The organism is Acidovorax sp. Q11 (genome assembly GCF_054950075.1).
This window is the reverse complement of the sequence record NZ_JBUDZG010000022.1, coordinates 54086-72411: the sequence shown is the minus strand read 5'-3', so window position 1 is coordinate 72411 and position 18326 is coordinate 54086. Positions and strand designations below refer to the sequence as shown.

Sequence of the window (18326 nt, the reverse complement as noted above, 5' to 3'; positions counted from 1 at the left end):
GCAAGATGCCTGACGCATCCGCAGACAGTGCGCTGGCCGCGTTCACCAACAAGCTGCGCCAGATTGCACAGCCGATGCGCCAGACGCTCACCTACGACCAGGGCAAGGAGATGGCCCGGCACAAGGATCTCGCCCAAGCCCTTGGCATGCGGGTGTACTTTTGTGATCCGCACAGCCCTTGGCAAAAAGGCAGTTGTGAGAATACGAATGGGCTGCTGCGCCAGCTCATGCCCAAGGGCTCAGACCTGAGCGTTCATGACCAGGATGCGCTGGACTCCATGGCCGATCTGATGAACAACCGTCCTCGCCAGACGCTCGGCTGGGATTCTCCCTATCAGGCTTTCCAGCAATTCATGACGACCATTGCCGAGAAGAGCTCCGCTACCATTCATTGAATATCAACCAGCGGTGTTGCACTTCAGATTTGAGACCGCCCAGCCATTGCTGCGCCAACAACCCACAATGATGTACATTCAATTTAGAAAACAGCTGCAGCTTGAGATTTTTTTTGGCTTCAGCGATATACGTCGATTGTGCGGTCCACGCCGTTCATCCCGGCACGATAGTGCGCAACTGCCGCTCGATCTGTACAAATCCTACTTAAGAGTTGGTGCGCACAATATCAAGTACATGTTCGGTTGAGAATCATGAGGATTTACTTATGAGCCCCAGCCAGATCATCGTCCTTGCCACGCCCGTTTTTTTTCTGCTGATCGCCATTGAGCTGGCGATCGGTTTCAAGCGCCAGCGCAACACCTACCGGCTGGCCGATGCCGTGAGCAGCATCAGCCTCGGCATGCTCAGCCAGACCAGCGCAGTGTTCACCCGGCTGCTGCGCATCGGCATCTACACCGCATTGTTCGAACATGTGGCGCTGTGGCGCAACGATGTGTTCTGGACCAGCCTGCCGGGCTGGCTGCTGGCGTTGGTGTTCTACGACCTGTGCTACTACTGGCTGCACCGCATGGGGCATGAGTCGGCCGTGCTGTGGGCCGCGCACGCGGTGCACCACCAGAGCCAGGACTACAACCTCAGCACCGCGCTGCGCCAGACCAGCTCGGGCGCGCTGCTGGGCTGGATCTTTTACGTGCCCATGGCACTCGCCGGTGTGCCGCCGCTGGTGTTTGCAGTGGTGGCGCTCATCGACCTGCTCTACCAGTTCTGGGTGCACACCGAGCAGGTGGACCGCTTGGGCTGGTTCGACCGCTGGTTCTGCAGCCCCAGCAACCACCGCGTGCACCATGCCGTGAATGACCCGTACCTGGACAAAAACTACGGCGGCATCCTGATCCTGTGGGACCGGATGTTCGGCACCTTCAAGGACGAAGACGAGCAGGAGAAATGCGTGTATGGCACGCGCGGCCTGCTCAACAGCTGGGACCCGCTGTGGGCCAACGCCCAGGTGTATGCGGGGCTGGCGCACGACAGCTGGCACGCGCGCAGCTGGCGCGACAAGCTCAAGGTCTGGATCAAGCCGCCGGGCTGGCGGCCTGCGGACGTGGCGGAGCGCTTCCCCAAACCGGCCTTCAGCATGGCGCAGATGCAGCTGTACCACCCTCCCATGTCACGCACCGGGCAGGGGTTTGCACTGGTGCAGTTTGGCATCCTGCTGGCCGGGGTGGCGGCCTTCCTGTGGCAGGCCGACGCAGCGCCGCTGACGCACAACGCAATCTGGTTTGCGGTGCTGCTGATCAGCCAGTGGGCGCTGGGCGCCGTGATGCAGGGGCGCATCGGCATGGGGATGGCGCTGATGCTGCAAAGCGCTGCCCTGGCCACGGCCACCAGTGCGCTGGGGCTGACCGAGTGGCATTGGGTCTTCAAACCCCTGACGATGGTGATTGCTATTATTTTGATAGCAAAAAGTGCTTATCCATTGGGCGCAGACGGCCTTTTTGACCCCAAAAACTGGTGGCTGATGGCGGCGGCGCTGGCCGGGTCGCTGGCAGGCGATGTGTTTTTGATGGTTTCGGGCTTCTTCATCCCGGGGCTGGTGAGTTTCCTGGTGGCACACCTGTTTTATGTGGCGCTGTTCAAAAGCGGGCAGCGCTGGTTTCCGCACCGGGGTGCGCTGGTGGCCACACTGGGCATTGGCGTGGCGATGTACGCGTTCTTATGGGCCGGTGGCCTGCCGCCCGCGCTGCGCGCCCCCGTGGCGGCCTATGTGCTGGTGATTGCGCTGATGGCGGCGCAGGCCATCGGGCGTGCCACCGTGCTGCGCAATGGGCCTGCGCTGATGGTCGCCCTCGGCGCGGGGTTCTTCATGCTGAGCGATTCGCTGCTGGCCACCAACCGTTTTGTGCAGCCCCTGCCCTGGTCGCAGGTGTGGGTCTTGTCCACGTACTACGCGGCGCAGGCGCTCATCGTGGGGGGCTGGCTGCTGGGGCAGCAGGCAGACGGCAACGCCCCAGGCCGTTCACACCCGGCGGCCCCCTCGGCAGCCACCACGGCCTGAGGCCGCCCCACCGATACGGCGGCCGGCGGCCCCGCCCTGTGTCAAGCCCGTTGCCGCATGGCCTCCAGGGCCACGCGCGGCAGGTGAAAGACGCCCGCCGCAGCCGAGGCCGCCGCCAGCCACAGCAAAACCCCCGTCCACCATAGCGCCCAGACCCAGGCGTTGAAGTCGGCGGGTGCCGCCAGGGCTTCTGCCTGGATGGCGGGCAGCGCCACACCCGCCAGCCCCCGGGCGCCCGCGAACCGCACGCAGGCTTCGCCCCAGACCCACGCCGCAAACGCCGCCAGGCTCACGGCCATCAACACCAGAAAAACCCGTGCCTGCCCCAGCCACTTGAGCGCCACCACGCTGACCACCAGCGCACCAAACGCAACGGCGATGGCAGCGCCCGCCCAAGGCTCCCGCGCCAGCGGCAGGCACACCGGCAGCGCCACCTGCACCGGCCACAGCGGCCAGGAAGCCCCCGCGCCCGCCAGCCCGCGCCACAGGGGCTGCCACGCCCCCACCACCGCCAGCCCCACGGCCACCGCAGCCAGGCAGAACCCACCGCCGTAACGCCAGGCGGAGCGCGGGTCTACCGGCAAATCACGCGGCGGGCCCCAACGCCTGCGCAGCGTGCACACCAGGGCCCATGCCCAGACACCGTCGGCCACCAGCCAGACCAGCGCAGGCAAGCCCATCAGGCTCACAGGCACGCCGATGAACAAAGGCGCCACGCCGTAACACAGCGTGATGAAGGCGTGCAACACCACGCTGGCGGACGCCAGCACCAGCGCCAGCTGCTGCACGGTCCATTGAAACGGACTCAGGCCCATCAGGGCCGCGAAGTCTTCATCCTGCGGCGGAAGGCCGGATTTCTTGTGGGGAGAAAGGTGTTTGCGGCCACGCCGCCGTTGCCGCGCCATCGCCTGCGCTGCCAGCCTGTGCGTGGGGCTCAGGCCCCGAACAGATCGGGGTTGCCGCGCTGCGCCGGGGGCTGCAGCCCCAAGTGGCGGAACGCCGCGAGCGTGGCGATGCGCCCGCGCGGCGTGCGCTGCAGAAAACCCTGCTGGATCAGGTAGGGCTCGATCACATCCTCGATGGTGCCCGCCTCTTCGCCAATGCTGGCAGCAATGTTGTCCAGCCCCACGGGGCCACCGTCAAAGCGGTGGATCACGGCTTCGAGCAGCTTGCGGTCCATCACGTCAAAGCCTTGCGGGTCCACGTCGAGCATGGCCAGTGCCTTGTCGGCGATGGGCTTGGTGATGCGGCCATCGCCCTTGACCTCGGCGTAGTCGCGCACACGGCGCAGCAGCCGGTTGGCAATGCGCGGCGTGCCGCGCGAGCGGCGGGCGATCTCGAAGCCACCTTCGTCGTCCATGGGTGCATTGAGCAAGCCCGCGCTGCGCTTGACGATGCGCGCCAGCTCTTCGGCCGTGTAGAACTCCAGCCGCGCCACGATGCCAAACCGGTCGCGCAGCGGGTTGGTCAACATGCCCGCGCGCGTGGTGGCGCCCACCAGCGTGAAGGGCTGCAGGTCGAGCTTGATGCTGCGCGCCGCAGGCCCTTCGCCGATCATGATGTCGATCTGGTAGTCCTCCAGCGCGGGGTAGAGGATTTCCTCGACCACGGGCGAGAGGCGGTGGATCTCGTCGATGAACAGGACGTCGTTCTTCTCCAGGTTGGTCAGCAGCGCCGCCAGGTCCTTGGGCTTTTCCAGCACCGGGCCACTGGTCTGGCGCAGGTTCACCCCCAGCTCGGCCGCGATGATGTGGCTGAGCGTGGTCTTGCCCAGTCCGGGCGGGCCAAACAGCAGCACATGGTCCAGCGCCTCTTCGCGCTTCCTGGCCGCACCGATGAAGATTTCCAGCTGCTCCCGCGCCTTGGCCTGCCCCACATACTCCTGCAGCAGCTTGGGCCGCAGGGCCCGCTCGATGGCCTCCTCCTGGGGGGAGCTAGGCGCTGCGGAAACAACGCGCTTGGTGGGTGCGGGGGCGAAATCGTCGGTTTGGATGGTCATTGCGCCAGCTTGCTGAGCACTACAGGCCCGTCCACGCGTAGTACCCAATGCCTTCGTACCGGTAGCTGGGGCTGTTGGCGATGATGTAATCACGCTCGGCCGCACTGATCGTGTAGAAATGCACGCCCTTGGCAGGCTGGTAGAAGCGGTATAGCGGCGTGCCCCCTGCGGCATTGCTGGTACTTGCGAACCAGGCAACGCCTTCGTACTTAAAGTCAGAATTGCTGGCCACCACAGCATCCCGCTCGGCGGCGCTGATCGTGTAGAAATGCGCGCCGCCCCTGCTTCCATAGAAGCGATACACCGGGCTGTTGCCCGTTAGCGTTATCGCTTGTGCGTAAAAAGCAACCCCTTCGTAGGCAAACACAGGGAAGTTCTTCAGGGTGTTGTCGCGCTCAGCCGGGCTGGCCGTGAAGAAATGGGCTCCCGTGGTGCCGTTGTAGAAACGATACACAGGTACCCGGCTGCCCGCAGAGACCACCGGTGGTTGGCCCGTTGACGGCGACAACCAGCTCTTGAGTGCGGCATTGAATGCGACATCAAAGCGACCGTAATACTCTGGCGATGTGGTGGCCGTGCAACTGGAGCTGCCCCCATACAGAGTGCCGATGACTTGCGAGCCCCCCTTGAATAACGCAGAACCGCTGCTGCCACTCTCTGTCGTGCCCTGGCTCCAGATCACACGGTAGTAGTTTCCGGTGGTGCCGCCGCAAGAGAATTGCGTTTCGCTTGTCGGAAAACACGCCGTCTGGCCACTCACAGTACCCATGCTGAACTTGAGCAAATCGCCACGGGGGTGATGCAGGCCAACAACCGATAGACCTGTATCCGCAGCCGTAGCATCCCAGCCTGCAAAGTAAGCACCCGCTGGCGGCGTATCGTTGAGCCTGAGCAACGCAGTGTCGGTACTGGACGATGCATAGAGCAGTGCAGCACCATTGACACGTTGGGTGGTCGCATCCGACAAAGTGCGGCTGTTGCATGTAGGCGCCCGGTAGAACCAATCCGTCTGCAAGGAATTTGCCTCCGCCTGCGTCGAGATGCAATGGTTAGCAGTCAGGAAATAGGGTGTCCCCGAAGACTGGCTGTCATTGAGCAGAGTTCCGGTGCACACGTAAGAGTTGCCAGCCGACGTGAACATCATCCGGGCAACTGCATTGCGCTGGTTCGCATAAGCGTCGTAGCAGGTAGCGTCCAGCTGGCAAGAGGCAGATTCGTTGATTTTGGCTGTCAGCTCGCCTTCTGTAGGAACCGACAGGTTCTCGAAGATGTGCGATACGCGGGGGACAGAAATGTCCATCGCCTCCTCCGAAACGCCAGGGGGCAATTCCACCTCCAGAGTGACTTCGTCAGACCCCAGATCGGGTGTCCACCATGTCTGGCCATTCTGGGACGTATCACCCGCCTGCGCATTCAGTTGAATGCGCTGCAAAACTTCCTGGCCAGAAATCTGGAACACGTTCCCCGGATTGGTCTGGCTGTAGACACGCAGCAAAGTGCCGGGAGCCAACTGCTTGGCCACCACGCCCAGACGCAGGCCATGCGCACCTTGTGCTGCGAAGCTGATGGCCGCCACACGCGTGCCGTTGGCTGCCGTCGTCCACTTGAGCTGCTGCAGGGTTTGCACGGCAGCCTTGGTGGCCATCACCTCCCGCGACACCCCCACTTGGCGGGGCCCGACTCCCCCTGAAAGGGCTTCGGTTTTGGAGGAAGCCAGCGCTTCGAGGGTCACCCGTGCAGGGGTCGGCGCAACCAAGGCATTGCGCGACTTGATGCTGGCGACGCCCTGATCTGCACTGGCGGGCTGCACCCTGCCATCTATCTGCAACACCAGCGGCGCCGCGCTGGACGAGGTTTTGACGACCTCAGTTCCACTGCCACCACATCCGGCCAGCAAGGCGGCCGCAGCCGCTACAACCACGCCCACGCGCGTCACGACACTACTTTTCATCACATCCCCCCTAAAAACTCAAGAGCCAACATGCTATTGAACACTGAAACCATCTGATTGCACAGGCCTGCGCGGTCACTTCGCCAACGCCTTCAGCGCCATCTTGATACCTTCACTCACCCCCACCTCCGCAGGCAGCGCCTTGAGCGCTGCCGCAGCTTCCTTGTCGTTGTAGCCCAAAGCCAACAGCGCCTGCAGGATGTCGGCCTGTGCATCGCTGGTGGCAGCGCCACGCACGGCACCCATGTCCGCCCCCAGTTTGCCCTTGAGCTCCAGCAGCAGGCGCTCGGCCGTCTTCTTGCCGATGCCGGGCACTTTGACCAGGCGCCCCGCCTCCTGAAGCGAGATGGCCTGGGCCAAGTCGCCCACACCCATGCCGCTCAGGATGGACAGCGCCGTGCGCGGGCCCACGCCCGATATCTTGACCAGCTCCCGGAAGGCCTGGCGCTCCTGCGCCGTGCCAAAACCATACAGCAGCTGCGCATCCTCACGCACAATGAACTGGGTGAGCAGGCTCACACGCTCGCCCACGGCGGGCAGGTTGTAGAAGGTGCTCATAGGCACGTTCACCTCGTAGCCCACGCCGTGGCAGTCCACAAGCACCTCGGGGGGGTTCTTCTCCAGCAGGGTGCCGGTCAGTTTGCCTATCATTGATGTCTTTCTGCCGACGCCGGCGTGCCGCGCGGCACCGCCGCGTGGCATCGCCATGTGGCCGTTTCTATTGCCTGACGGGAATTATCAGCGTGATCCTGCGCCACACCTTCACTCCCCACAACAACACCCGGCTCACCCACCTGTGTGGCCCGGCCGATGCCCACCTGCGCACCATCGAGGAGGCGCTGCAGGTCAGCATCGCGCACCGGCATGAGCAGTTCAAGGTGGACGGCCCCAAGGCCAAAGCCACCCAGGCCATGGAACTGCTGCAGGCGCTCTACGAAATCGCCGAGCGGCCCATCCCCGAAGACCATATCCAGCTCATGCTGGCAGGCGACAGCGAGCTGCTGGAAGCGCCGGACGACGCGATTGTGCTCAACACGCGCCGGGCCGACCTGCGCGGGCGCACGCCCACGCAGAACCGGTACCTGCAGAACATCGCCGCGCACGACATCACCTTTGGCATCGGCCCCGCCGGCACGGGCAAGACCTACCTCGCCGTGGCCTGCGCCGTGGATGCCCTGGAGCGCAGCGCCGTGCAGCGCATCGTGCTAACGCGCCCTGCCGTCGAGGCGGGCGAACGCCTTGGTTTTCTGCCCGGCGACCTGGCGCAGAAGGTGGATCCCTACCTGCGCCCCCTGTACGACGCGCTGTACGAACTGATGGGGCACGACAAGGTGCAAAAGGCGTTTGAGCGCAACGCCATCGAGATCGCGCCGCTGGCCTTCATGCGCGGGCGCACGCTGAACAACGCCTTCGTGATCCTGGACGAAGCCCAGAACACCACGCCCGAGCAGATGAAGATGTTCCTCACCCGCATCGGCTTTGGCTCGCGCGCCGTGGTCACGGGCGACGTAAGTCAGATCGACCTGCCCAAGGGCGCGATGAGCGGCTTGGTGGACGCCGAGCGGGTCTTGAAGCGCGTCAAGGGCATCGCCGTCACCCACTTCACCAGCGCCGACGTGGTGCGCCACCCGCTGGTCGCCCGCATCGTGGACGCCTACGACGCCCCACGCCGCGCTGCAACCACACGCAACCGAGAGTAGAGCTATTCGTTTTATAGCAAACAAACGTTACCTATCAGGCGACAGCAGCCCAAAATCCTCACAATGCCATTGAACCAACTCTCCCTGTCGCTGCAATTTGGCGCATTCGACGGCGCAGCAACGCACCGCGCCGTGCTCCCGCGCCACAAGGTCACCCGCTGGATCCGCCACGCCCTGGCCACCGACGCCGAGATCACCGTGCGCATCGTGGGCGCCGACGAAGGCCAGCAGCTCAACCGCGAGTACCGCCACAAGGACTACGCCACCAATGTGCTCACCTTCGACTACACGCAGGAGCCCGTGGTGACCGCTGACCTGGTGCTCTGCGCCCCCGTGATCGAGCACGAGGCAAAGGAGCAGAACAAGAGCCTGGAAGAGCACTACGCCCACATGCTGGTGCACGGCACGCTGCACGCCCAGGGCTGGGACCACGAAACGAGCGAGGCGGATGCCGAGGAGATGGAGGCGTACGAGACGGCCATCCTGCAAGAGCTGGGGTTTGCGGACCCGTATGACACTACGCCACCCAGGCTATAAAGCACCTCTATCGCGTTCCAAAGTTGCGTTTCTAACTTTCGCGCAGATTAGACTGGCTTTGGTGATCGATTCACATTTCCACCCGAGGAACAGCAACAGATGACACAAATAGTTTCTGCAAAATGGATGTCCTGGACTTGCGAACTGGCAAACAAACTATCTCCCATGGTGCTGGCCCTGCCACTGGCCCTTGCAGGCTGCGGCGGCGGGGGGGGCTCTCCCCCCGGCAATACCAACATCGCAACCCCTTCGGGCCTGGCGGTGAGTTACACGGCCAAGAACTACCAGTTCATCTGGGACGCCACCCCAGGCGCCACACATTACGAGTTGTTTGAAGACCCAGACGGACCCACTGGCCCGGCTACCGAGACCAGGGTCGGCAACGCCATCAGCGCCCCAGCCTATGTGCACAGCCTGGCGCCCCAGCTACTGCATGAACGCATCAACGCGAGCTACCGCGTGCGCGCATGCAATGCCGGTGGCTGCAGCCCCCATTCAGCCACGCTCACCCCCGACCTTACACGTGCCATCGGCTATGTGAAGGCCAGCAACAGCGGCAAGTATGCAAAGTTTGGATCGAGCGTCGCGCTTTCTGCCGATGGCCGCCTAATGGCCATTGGGGCAAGTGGAGAGCGCGGCCGCGCAACAGGGGTGAATGGCAACCAATCCATTGATCCAGACCTATCGCGGCCCGGTTCTGGCGCGGTATACATATTTGAGCGCCTTGGAGACACCTGGAGCCAACAGGCCTACATCAAGGCCAGCAACGCCGAAGTCGATGACCTTTTCGGGGACAGCATCGCACTATCCGCAGACGGCTCAACGCTGGCGGTAGGGGCCCCCGGCGAAAGCAGCAATGCCAGGGGCATCAATGGCGATCAAACGAACAACAGGAGCAGAGGGGCCGGAGCGGTCTATGTTTTCAGCCGCAGCGGCAGCAGTTGGAACCAGCAGGCGTATCTCAAAGCCAGCAATACAGAACCCGCTGAGACTTACATAACACCAGAGAAAACAGTCCTCAATTCCCACCACTTCGGATCAGCGGTCGCGCTGTCGGCAGATGGAAGCATCCTTGCGGTAGCGGCGCCAAGAGAGGCCAGCAATGCCTCAGGCGTCAACGGTCGCCAAGACAGCACATCGGCGCCAGGTGCTGGTGCCGTGTATGTTTTTTCACGCAGCTCGGTGACCTGGGTTCAACAAGCTTACGTGAAAGCCAGCAATGCGGAGGCCGACGATCTTTTCGGCTCCAGCATCGCACTTTCGGCTAGCGGCACGACGCTTGCGGTAGGCGCTCCAGGTGAAGATAGCAACGGTAACCCGATAGACAACTCCGTCAAGAATTCAGGCGCCGCATATGTGTTTACCTACGCAAGCGGCACATGGCAACAGTACGCCTACCTCAAGGCCAGCGACGTTCTGCAAACCTCTGGTTTTGGTGACAGCGTTAGCCTTTCATCCAACGGTGAAACGTTGGCCGTAGGAGCATCCGGCGAAACAACGCCTTTCGTTCCTGGAGGAGTGTTCGTCTTCGCACGCGAGAGCTCTGGATGGAACCAGCAGGCTCTTCTCCCCGGCACCATCGGAAAAAACACTCTGGCCTTGTCTGCCGACGGTAATCTACTGGTCCGTGGAGACATGGCGAACCAAAACCTCAGCGCAGGAATAAACGGCAGTCGGACCGAGATTTCGTCCTTATTTCGAGTTGGTGCCGCATATATGTATGCCCGTCAGGGAACCCGCTGGGAAGAACGCGCCTACATCAAGGCCAGCAACCCGGATCGGTTCGACGGGTTTGGCACAAGCATTGCACTATCCGCAGATGGCCGCACCTTGGCGGTGGGTGCCGCTGGCGAAGGCAGCTTCGCCACAGGCATTGGCGGTGACCAAACAGACAATAGTTCCTTGGGTGGCGTAGGCGCCGTGTACTTGTACTGACTTTGCGTACAAATGGTTTTGTGCGCCCCCAATGAGCAAAACACTTGCGACGGGAAGCGCAGCAATCGATAGATGGAGAAGCGCTTAGGATTGGTGTTGGAAACACCCATGTTCGAAACCGCCCTGCTGCTCACCGCCGCCTTCATCGCTGGCGCCCTCAATGCCGTTGCCGGTGGTGGCAGCTTTCTGACCCTTCCCGCCCTCGTCTTCACTGGCGTGCCGCCGGTGGTCGCCAATGCCACGGGCACGGTGGCGCTGCTGCCGGGTTACATGGCGGGGGCCTGGGGGTTCCGGGAGGACACCGCGCCGCCGCCGGGGCTGTCGATGCAGCTGCTGGTGGTGTTGTCGCTCATCGGTGGCGCGGCGGGGGCGGCGCTGCTGCTGGTCACGCCCGACGCCACCTTCCGCCGCGTGGTGCCCTGGCTGCTGCTGGCGGCCACGGCGTTGTTTGCGTTCGGGCCGCAGTTGCGCCGGATGCTGGCGGGCGGCACGCCGTCCACCGCCAAGGCCACCGTGGGCGTGCTGGCGGTGGCGGCCTATGGCGGGTACTTCAATGGCGGATTGGGCATTCTCTTGCTGGCGCTGTTTGGCCTGCTGGGGCAGACCAACCTGAACGCCATGAACGGCCTCAAGAATTGGGTGTCGGCCCTGCTCACCGCCATTGCCGTCACCATCTATGCGGCCGGTGGCGTGGTGCTGTGGCCCCAGGCGCTGCTGATGATGGTGGCTGCCACCGCAGGCGGCTACGGCGGTGCGCGCGTGGCGCGGCGCATTCCGGCGGACTGGCTGCGCGGCGGCATTGTGCTGACGGGGCTGGTGATGGCGGGGCTGTTCTTCTGGCGGCAGTGAACAAGTGGTTTCCACACTTTTACTGGAAACCGCACACATTTTTTTACATCTCCGGTCGACACCATTCACGGCCTGAGGATCGGGTTGAAGATATATCCTGCGCTGCTACGCGCACTGGTCGCTGGCCCTTGCCCTAGCCGGACCCATTTCAACCCAGAGGACATCCATGCCTTTCACCGATCCCTTGCTCGACACAACCCTGACACGACGCACGCTGACTTTGGCGGCAGTTGCTCTGCTTGTATCCGCATGCGGAGGAGGAGACGATGGGCCTGCAGCAGCACCTCCCAAAATCACCTCGCAGCCTGCACATGTCACCGTGAATGCCGGTGCCTCTGCCGAGTTTCGAGTTGAAGTGCAATCAAGCACGGCCGTCTCATACCAATGGCTACGCAATGGTTCGCCCATTTCCGGCGCTACGGACTCGAAATTTTCGATTCCCACTGTCACTACGGCAGATGCAGGCAGCAGCTTTTCCGTCCAAGTTTCCAATACCGCAGGCTCCGTACAGTCTGAATCAGCCAAGCTATTAGTTGAGATTACAGGGTGGGTCGAAGGCATTGCCGCAGCCTCTTCAGGCGCTCTGGCCACGCTGGACATTGACCGCACTGCGCTAGGCTTCAGCGCATCAGGTGATCTCTTTGTCTGGGACAGAACGAAGCAGCAATTGACACGGCTCACGGCGCAAGGCATGCCAACCCCGTTATTGGGCAGCATGCAAACTCTGGCTGTGGGTGACGCCTGGAGGGTTTCAGTGCTGGAGCACTCCGACGGCAGCCTCTACGTGGTTGAAACCTATTTGACCGCCAGTGGCCAAATCAATACCGAACACGGCGCTGGCGGGAAAATTCACCGCATCGCGGTCGATGGCGCTCATTCCGTGATTTATCAAAGCGTCATCGGCATCGGGGAATCACCTGCAGGGAAAATCACCCCCACAGGTGTCGCCCAGGATCTCCAGGGCAACATCTACACGCTGCACTTCAACTCACCCACGCTCTACAAGATATCTGCCACCGGCACTCCAAACTCTCCAGTGAAATTCGCGGATCTCATACCGCAGCCTTTCGACCAGCTCGCCATCGTTTTTCGATACAGCGTATACCTCAGCCTGGCGTCCACCTCGTCTGGAGAGATTTTCGTCAGCTCATCTAGCGGAAGGACCGCCTTCACCGCTACAAGCTATGCCGCATTTGACTACCAAGTCAGCACTGACGGTGCACGAACCTCCATCAAGTGGGGGACAACCCATGCCTATGACTTGATCGCGCATGGCAAATACGTTTATGCACTGACAAAGAACGAGAACGGCCACATGTGCCTGGTTCGTCGCAACCCGGATGGAACGGTGCAACTCATCGCGGGCGGCAGCGCATCTACGACGCAAATTGGGCCGTTGTCTGGCGGCATCGACAGTTGGAGCGAGTTGGTGGGCCTGACCCCAGAAGGACGCATCGTGCTGGGCGAATCGATGCGTAGTAGTGATTCGGGTAAATACGCGAGATACTTCGTCGTCACGCCGCCAGCCATCTAGCTGTCAGCATCGACATCCCTTCTGACACGGCCTGAAACCACCGTGCGCCGCAGTGCCAACCAGGCCATCACCTGGTCTGAAGCAGCCAGATGCTAAATTCTCGGTAGCAACCAACTACTGTGGCGCAACGCGCAGCGGTATGGTCACCGGCCCGTCGTTGACCAGGTGCACCTGCATGTCGGCCGCAAACCGGCCGGTGGCTACCACGGGGTGGGCCTGGCGGGCCTGGGCCACAAAGTAGTCGTACAGCCGTCGCCCCTCGTCGGGGGCAGCGGCCTGGGTAAAGCTGGGGCGGTTGCCGCCCGTGGTGTCGGCGGCCAGGGTGAACTGGCTCACCAGCAGCAGGCCACCGCCAATGTCCTGCACGCTTTTGTTCATCTTGCCCGCGTCGTCCGAAAAGATGCGCAGCTTGAGGAGCTTGGCCAGCAGCTTGTTGGCCTCGGCCTCGGTGTCGCCGCGCTCGGCACACACCAGCACGAGCAGACCTGCGCCGATGGCGCCCACGGTCTGCCCGTCCACATCCACGCGCGCTTCACGCACACGTTGCAAGACACTGATCACTTCACTTCATCCTTGGGTTCGCCACGGGGGTCGTCAAAATGCGCTTCCACATCGCTGGGCAGCAGCTCGATGGTGGCGCGCAGGCCAGGCACGGCGGTCATCAGCGCACGCTCGACCTGGCCGCGCAGTTCGGCGGCATGGCGCAGGGTCCAGTCGGCGGGCATGTGCAGGTGCATGTCCACAAACTGGCGCTGGCCCGCGCGGCGGGTGGAGACATGGTCGAACCGCACGGCGCCCGGCGCCTGGGCGGCCACAAACTGCTGCAGCGTGGCGTCGATGGTGGCCTGCACCTCGGGCTCAACAGCCGAATCCATGAGGCCCTGGGACGACCGCCACACCAGCTCCACGCCTTCTTTCAAAATGTTCAGGGCCACGGCAATCGCCGCCACGGCATCCAGCCACAGCCACCCGGTGAGTGCCGCGCCCGCGATGCCCACCAGCACACCGGCCGAGGTCCACACATCCGTGACCAGGTGGCGGGCATCGGCCTCCAGCGCGATGGAGCGGTGCTCGCGCGCTGAGCGGAACATCACCCAGGCCAGCAACCCATTGAGGGCCGAGCTGAGCACCGACAGCGCGAGGCCCCAGCCCACCTGCTCGATGGGTTGCGGGTCGAACAGGCGGTGCCCCGCTGCCCACAGGATGCCTGCTGACACCCCCACGATGAGGATGCCCTCGAACCCCGAAGAAAAATACTCGGCCTTGTGGTGGCCGTAGGGGTGGTCGTCATCCGCAGGCCGGGCGGCCACGGTCACCATGGCAAGCGCAAACATGGCGCTGGCCAGGTTCACGAAGGACTCCATGGCGTCCGACAGCAAACCCACCGAGCCCGTGACCACCCAGGCCAAGGTCTTGAGCGCGATGGTGACCACCGCCACGCCCACCGACGCCCACAGCAGGTTGCGGGGCGAGAGCCAGGGGTGGGATGCGGGTGCAGCAGCGGACATGGAGGGGGTGCGAAGGAGCGGCAAACAGTGGTGTCGGGAATTACACCAGAGCCACCTTAAGTTCTGTTTAACCGGAGAACCATGCGCGGGCCCCGGGGGTGATGCCATGCGCGGCCCCCATGCCAGAATCCGCGCATGCTCCCCGCTTGGCGCTCTCTGTTGCGACACACGCCCCACCTGACCAGCCTGGTGGTATGGGCGCTGGTCGCTTGCGCTGGGTGCAGCTGGCTGGTGCTCAACCGCCTGCAGCAGCTGCACGCGGCGTTCGAGACCGACGCGCGCATCGTGCACCGGCTGCTGAGCCAGCGTGTGGTGCAGCACGACGCGATCCTCGCCACCCTGGCCCTGCTGCAGCCCACGGCGCCCGACCAGGGCGGCGATGCCGATGCCACCCTGCCCCGCCTGCCTTCGGTGTACCCACAGATCCTGTCGGTGCTGCAGCGGCACGGGGGCCAGGGCGAGGGAAGCGCGCAGGGCTGGCCCAACGCGCTGCCGGCCCCCCTCTCGGCGGCCGAAGCCGCCTCGCGCCGCTCCGGGCATGCCGAGATGGCGCTGCTGGACCTGCCCGCGGGCCGTTTCCACCTGGTGCTGGCCAGCACACCGGCCAGCCACGCGCTGCAGATCGACCTGCGCACCACCGTGCCGCAGGACGAATGGCCCATGGACATGGCCACCAGCCCGGTGCGGGTCACCCTGGAACAGGGCGGCGCAGCCTTTGTGGTGCAGCCGGGCCGCGTGGGCGAGGGGTGGGGCTGGTCGTATGCCTTCCACAAACTGCTGGCCGCGCCCAGCCAGCCACTGGATGTGGTGGCGCGGCGCACGGTGGGGCTGGCCGAGCTGCCCTGGCTGGCCATGCTGGGCTGGTGCGTGTTCACCGCCGCGCTGTGGGGCGGTGGCCTGGCCTGGTGGCGCCAGCGCATTGCGCGCCAGCGGGCCGAGGAGCTGCTGCGCCTGGGCCAGGTGGCGCGGCTGAACACGCTGGGCGAGCTGGCGGCGGGCATGGCGCACGAGCTGAACCAGCCGCTCACCGCACTGCTGTCAAGCACGCAGGCCGCCCAGCGCCTGCTGGCCGACGACCCGCCCGATCTCGACACCGCCCAGACCGCCATTGCCCGCGCGGTGGAGCAGGCACGCCGCGCATCCACCGTGGTGGGCCGCCTGCGCCGCCTGGTGGAGCGCCCTGAACTGGCGGGCCAGGCCCAGCCACTGGCGCTGGCCACCGCCGTGCAGGATGTGCTGCACCTGCTGGAGCCCGAGATGGCGCAGCGCGGCGTGGCGCCCACGGTCTCCATCGCACCCGACCTGCCCGCCGTGCTGGCCGAGCCCGTGGCCCTGCAGCAGATCGTGCACAACCTGCTGATGAACGCGCTGCAGGCGCTGGACCAGGTGCCTCAGGCCGAGCGCCAGCTGGCGCTGCGCCTGTGGATGCCGGACGCCGCGCATGTGGCCCTGTCGGTGCGCGACCACGGCCCCGGCGTGCCGCCCGAGGCGCGCGCACACCTGTTCGAGCCGTTCTACACCACGCGCACAGGTGGGCTGGGGCTGGGCCTCACGCTGTGCGAGAGCCTGGCCCAGGCCATGGGCGCCAGCCTGGCGCTCGCGCCCGCCGACCCCGCCGTGCGGGGCGCGGAATTCCTGCTCGTGCTGCCTGCGGCGCCCGACACGCCCGCGCCTTCCACCATGCCATGACCGACGCCGCCCACTCCCTCTCCCCCTTGATCCACCTGGTGGACGACGATGCCGCCGTGCGCGAGGGGCTGTCCCTGCTCATCAGCACCGTGGGCCTGCGCGTGCAGGCCTGGGCTGAGCCGCAGGCTTTCATGGCGGGCTTCGACCGCGCCAGCATCGGCGCCATCGTGCTCGATGTGCGCATGCCGGGCATCAGCGGCCTGACGGTGCTGGAGCAGCTGCTGGCACAGGGCGTGGACCAGCCCGTGATATTGCTCACCGGCCACGGCACGGTGGAGATGTGCCGCCGCGCGTTCAAGACCGGCGCGGCCGAGTTTCTGGAGAAGCCGGTGGACGACGAAGTGCTGATCGAAGCCCTGCAGAATGCCGTGCGCCAGCATGTGCGCTCGCGCGAGCGCCACCAAGCCGACCAGCAGGCGCGCGAGCGTTTTGCGCAGCTCTCGGCCCGAGAGCGCGAGGTGCTGGGCCTGATCGTCGAAGGCCTGACCAACAAGGAGATCGGCCGGGCGCTGGAGCTGTCGCCACGCACGGTGGAAACCCACCGCGCCAACCTGTTCGCCAAGCTGGGGGCGGAATCGCTGGCGCAGCTAATACGGCGGTATGCGGCGCTGGTGGATGCGGCGTCCTGACGAAGTTTTCAAGGCCTTCCGTAGTTCTACGGAGGGCCGCGCGTAGCCGTCCGAATGGCTGAAAACGGCGGCAATTTTTACAGTTCTCCCACGGCGCCACAACGGGTGGCACCGACCCAGAAACACCGGAGAACACCATGCACAACCGCCTCGCCACCGTCGCCGCCCTCACCCTGTCCCTGATCGCCACCGCTGCCAGCGCCGAAGGCGTGCGCACCGAAAAGAACATGTCGCTGGACCTGGCCAACCAGATCGCCGCGCAAACCGTGGCCACCTGCACCGCCAACGGCTACAACGTGACCGCCACCGTGGTGGACCGTGCGGGCACCGTGCGCGCCGTGCAGCGTGCCGACAACGCCGGCCCCCACACGCTGGAAGCCAGCCGCCTGAAGGCCTACACCTCGGCATCGGCCAAGAACACCACGCTGGCCATCATGGAAGGCTCGCAAAAGAACCCCGCAGCCGCCAACCTGGGCCAGATCCCCGGCTACCTGCTGCTGGGCGGCGGTGTGCCAGTGAAGGTGGGCAACGAAGTCATCGGCGCTGTGGGCGTAGGCGGCGCACCTGGCGGTCACCTGGACGAGCAGTGCGCCGTGGCGGGCATCGCCAAGGTGCAGGATCTGCTGAAGTAAGCCCGCCGAGCCAAACGCAACGCAGCATTCACCGGAGGCACCCACCATGAAGCACTGGAACCTTGTCATCGCGCTGGCCGCCGCCCTGGCCTGCGCTACCCCTGCACAGGCCCAGGTGCCTCCCACGCCCAGCGAAGCCGCCGCCTACCAGGGCCTGCATGCTGCCGCCGCGCAAGGCGATGTGGCCGCGCTCAAGCAGCTGACCGCAGCGCGGGCCGATGTGAACGCCCGCGATGCCTACGGCCGCACGCCGCTGCATGTGGCCACCTTTGCACGCCAGCACGCGGCGATCCGCCTGCTGGCGCAGGCCGGGGCTGACCTGAACATGCTGGAGAGCGACCGCTACGACGCGGTGACGATTGCCGCCGTGGCCGACGATGAGGCCACGCTGCGCCTGCTGCTGCAGCTGGGCGCCAGCGCCAAGCAGGTGACCAGCCGCTACGACGGCACGGCCCTGATCGCCGCCGCCCACCTGGGGCACGACGGGGTAGTGCGCCAGCTGATTGCCGCCGGGGCGCCGCTGGACCATGTGAACAACCTGCACTGGACGGCGCTCATCGAGTCCATCGTGCTGGGCAACGGCGGCCCGCGCCACCAGGCCACGCTGCAGGCCCTGCTGCAGGCAGGCGCCAGCCACGCGCTGACCGACCGGCAGGGCAACACGCCCCTGCAGCTGGCACGCCAGCGGGGCTACGGCGCGATGGTGCAGATGCTGCAGGCGGCGGGCGCGGTCAAGTGAGGGTGCGGGCTTGGCGAGGGCGTCGGGCCAGCCCGCAGCGGGTAACCCGACATGCCCCACGGGCCCACGGCCTGTGCACACCCCGTGACCGGCCGGGCCGCGCCGCACCACGCTGCCAAAGCAGTATCAAATCAATAGCTGCTCAGGCTTACTGGACGCGCGGTAACGGCCA

The 18326-nt window shown here is 64.7% G+C and carries 17 protein-coding genes; 11 read left to right on the top strand and 6 right to left on the bottom strand.

Going from position 1 to position 18326, the window contains the following annotated elements:
• Both ACYZGB_RS16695 and ACYZGB_RS16690 read left to right on the top strand, forming a co-directional pair.
• Positions 1 to 395, top strand: a 395-nt coding sequence (locus ACYZGB_RS16695; RefSeq protein WP_462389881.1) for an IS30 family transposase, incomplete at its 5' end; no start/stop codon positions are given.
• 266 nt (positions 396 to 661) lie between these two features.
• Positions 662 to 2452 carry a lysoplasmalogenase family protein gene (locus tag ACYZGB_RS16690; protein WP_462389880.1) on the top strand — a complete coding sequence of 597 codons (1791 nt, stop codon included), beginning with the start codon at positions 662 to 664 and terminating at the stop codon, positions 2450 to 2452.
• A gap of 41 nt (positions 2453 to 2493) precedes the next feature.
• On the opposite strand, the gene ACYZGB_RS16685 is transcribed toward ACYZGB_RS16690, so the two are convergent.
• The 4 genes from ACYZGB_RS16685 to ruvA all read right to left on the bottom strand — a co-directional run bounded on the left by ACYZGB_RS16685 (position 2494) and on the right by ruvA (position 7053).
• Entirely contained in the window at positions 2494 to 3267 is a 774-nt protein-coding gene (locus tag ACYZGB_RS16685; RefSeq protein ID WP_462389878.1) for a hypothetical protein, read from the bottom strand.
• Between the two features lie 119 nt (positions 3268 to 3386).
• On the bottom strand, positions 3387 to 4451 hold the full coding sequence (gene ruvB / locus ACYZGB_RS16680; RefSeq protein WP_063459395.1) for a Holliday junction branch migration DNA helicase RuvB: 1065 nt from the start codon (positions 4449 to 4451) through the stop codon (positions 3387 to 3389).
• 19 nt (positions 4452 to 4470) lie between these two features.
• Positions 4471 to 6402: a trypsin-like peptidase domain-containing protein gene (locus tag ACYZGB_RS16675; RefSeq protein WP_462389877.1), complete on the bottom strand. Its 1932-nt coding sequence runs from the start codon at positions 6400 to 6402 to the stop codon at positions 4471 to 4473.
• Positions 6403 to 6477: 75 nt separating this feature from the next.
• Positions 6478 to 7053 carry a Holliday junction branch migration protein RuvA gene (ruvA, locus tag ACYZGB_RS16670; RefSeq protein ID WP_462389876.1) on the bottom strand — a complete coding sequence of 192 codons (576 nt, stop codon included), beginning with the start codon at positions 7051 to 7053 and terminating at the stop codon, positions 6478 to 6480.
• A gap of 92 nt (positions 7054 to 7145) precedes the next feature.
• Here ruvA and ACYZGB_RS16665 point away from each other — a divergent pair, with 92 nt between their 5' ends.
• From ACYZGB_RS16665 to ACYZGB_RS16645, 5 genes are all read left to right on the top strand, one after another.
• Positions 7146 to 8102, top strand: coding sequence for a PhoH family protein (locus ACYZGB_RS16665; RefSeq protein ID WP_462389875.1), 957 nt, complete (start codon positions 7146 to 7148; stop codon positions 8100 to 8102).
• 63 nt (positions 8103 to 8165) lie between these two features.
• On the top strand, positions 8166 to 8639 hold the full coding sequence (ybeY, locus tag ACYZGB_RS16660) for an rRNA maturation RNase YbeY (protein ID WP_462389874.1): 474 nt from the start codon (positions 8166 to 8168) through the stop codon (positions 8637 to 8639).
• Between the two features lie 165 nt (positions 8640 to 8804).
• A complete protein-coding gene (locus tag ACYZGB_RS16655) occupies positions 8805 to 10574 on the top strand; it encodes an FG-GAP repeat protein (RefSeq protein ID WP_462389873.1) in 1770 nt (589 codons plus the stop codon).
• 108 nt (positions 10575 to 10682) lie between these two features.
• The gene (locus ACYZGB_RS16650; RefSeq protein ID WP_462389872.1) at positions 10683 to 11423 is read left to right on the top strand and encodes a sulfite exporter TauE/SafE family protein; all 741 of its coding nucleotides are present in this window, start codon (positions 10683 to 10685) and stop codon (positions 11421 to 11423) included.
• A gap of 166 nt (positions 11424 to 11589) precedes the next feature.
• On the top strand, positions 11590 to 12957 hold the full coding sequence (locus ACYZGB_RS16645; protein ID WP_462389871.1) for an immunoglobulin domain-containing protein: 1368 nt from the start codon (positions 11590 to 11592) through the stop codon (positions 12955 to 12957).
• A 114-nt stretch (positions 12958 to 13071) separates the two neighbouring features.
• On the opposite strand, the gene dtd is transcribed toward ACYZGB_RS16645, so the two are convergent.
• Together dtd and ACYZGB_RS16635 are read right to left on the bottom strand one after the other, a co-directional pair.
• Positions 13072 to 13518: a D-aminoacyl-tRNA deacylase gene (gene dtd / locus ACYZGB_RS16640; protein WP_462389869.1), complete on the bottom strand. Its 447-nt coding sequence runs from the start codon at positions 13516 to 13518 to the stop codon at positions 13072 to 13074.
• Positions 13515 to 14465 (bottom strand): cation diffusion facilitator family transporter, encoded by a 951-nt coding sequence (locus tag ACYZGB_RS16635; protein WP_462389868.1) that lies wholly within the window; start codon positions 14463 to 14465, stop codon positions 13515 to 13517. The genes dtd and ACYZGB_RS16635 overlap by 4 nt, the downstream gene beginning before the upstream one ends.
• Before the next feature lie 135 nt (positions 14466 to 14600).
• Between ACYZGB_RS16635 and ACYZGB_RS16630 the strand changes: the two genes are divergently transcribed.
• The 4 genes from ACYZGB_RS16630 to ACYZGB_RS16615 all read left to right on the top strand — a co-directional run bounded on the left by ACYZGB_RS16630 (position 14601) and on the right by ACYZGB_RS16615 (position 18154).
• Entirely contained in the window at positions 14601 to 16154 is a 1554-nt protein-coding gene (locus tag ACYZGB_RS16630; protein ID WP_462389866.1) for a sensor histidine kinase, read from the top strand.
• Positions 16151 to 16783, top strand: a complete 633-nt coding sequence (locus tag ACYZGB_RS16625; RefSeq protein WP_462389865.1) for a response regulator transcription factor — start codon at positions 16151 to 16153, stop codon at positions 16781 to 16783. The genes ACYZGB_RS16630 and ACYZGB_RS16625 overlap by 4 nt, the downstream gene beginning before the upstream one ends.
• A gap of 137 nt (positions 16784 to 16920) precedes the next feature.
• A complete protein-coding gene (locus ACYZGB_RS16620) occupies positions 16921 to 17415 on the top strand; it encodes a GlcG/HbpS family heme-binding protein (RefSeq protein ID WP_462389864.1) in 495 nt (164 codons plus the stop codon).
• A 46-nt stretch (positions 17416 to 17461) separates the two neighbouring features.
• Positions 17462 to 18154 (top strand): ankyrin repeat domain-containing protein, encoded by a 693-nt coding sequence (locus tag ACYZGB_RS16615; protein ID WP_462389862.1) that lies wholly within the window; start codon positions 17462 to 17464, stop codon positions 18152 to 18154.
• The last annotated feature ends 172 nt before the right edge of the window (positions 18155 to 18326 follow it).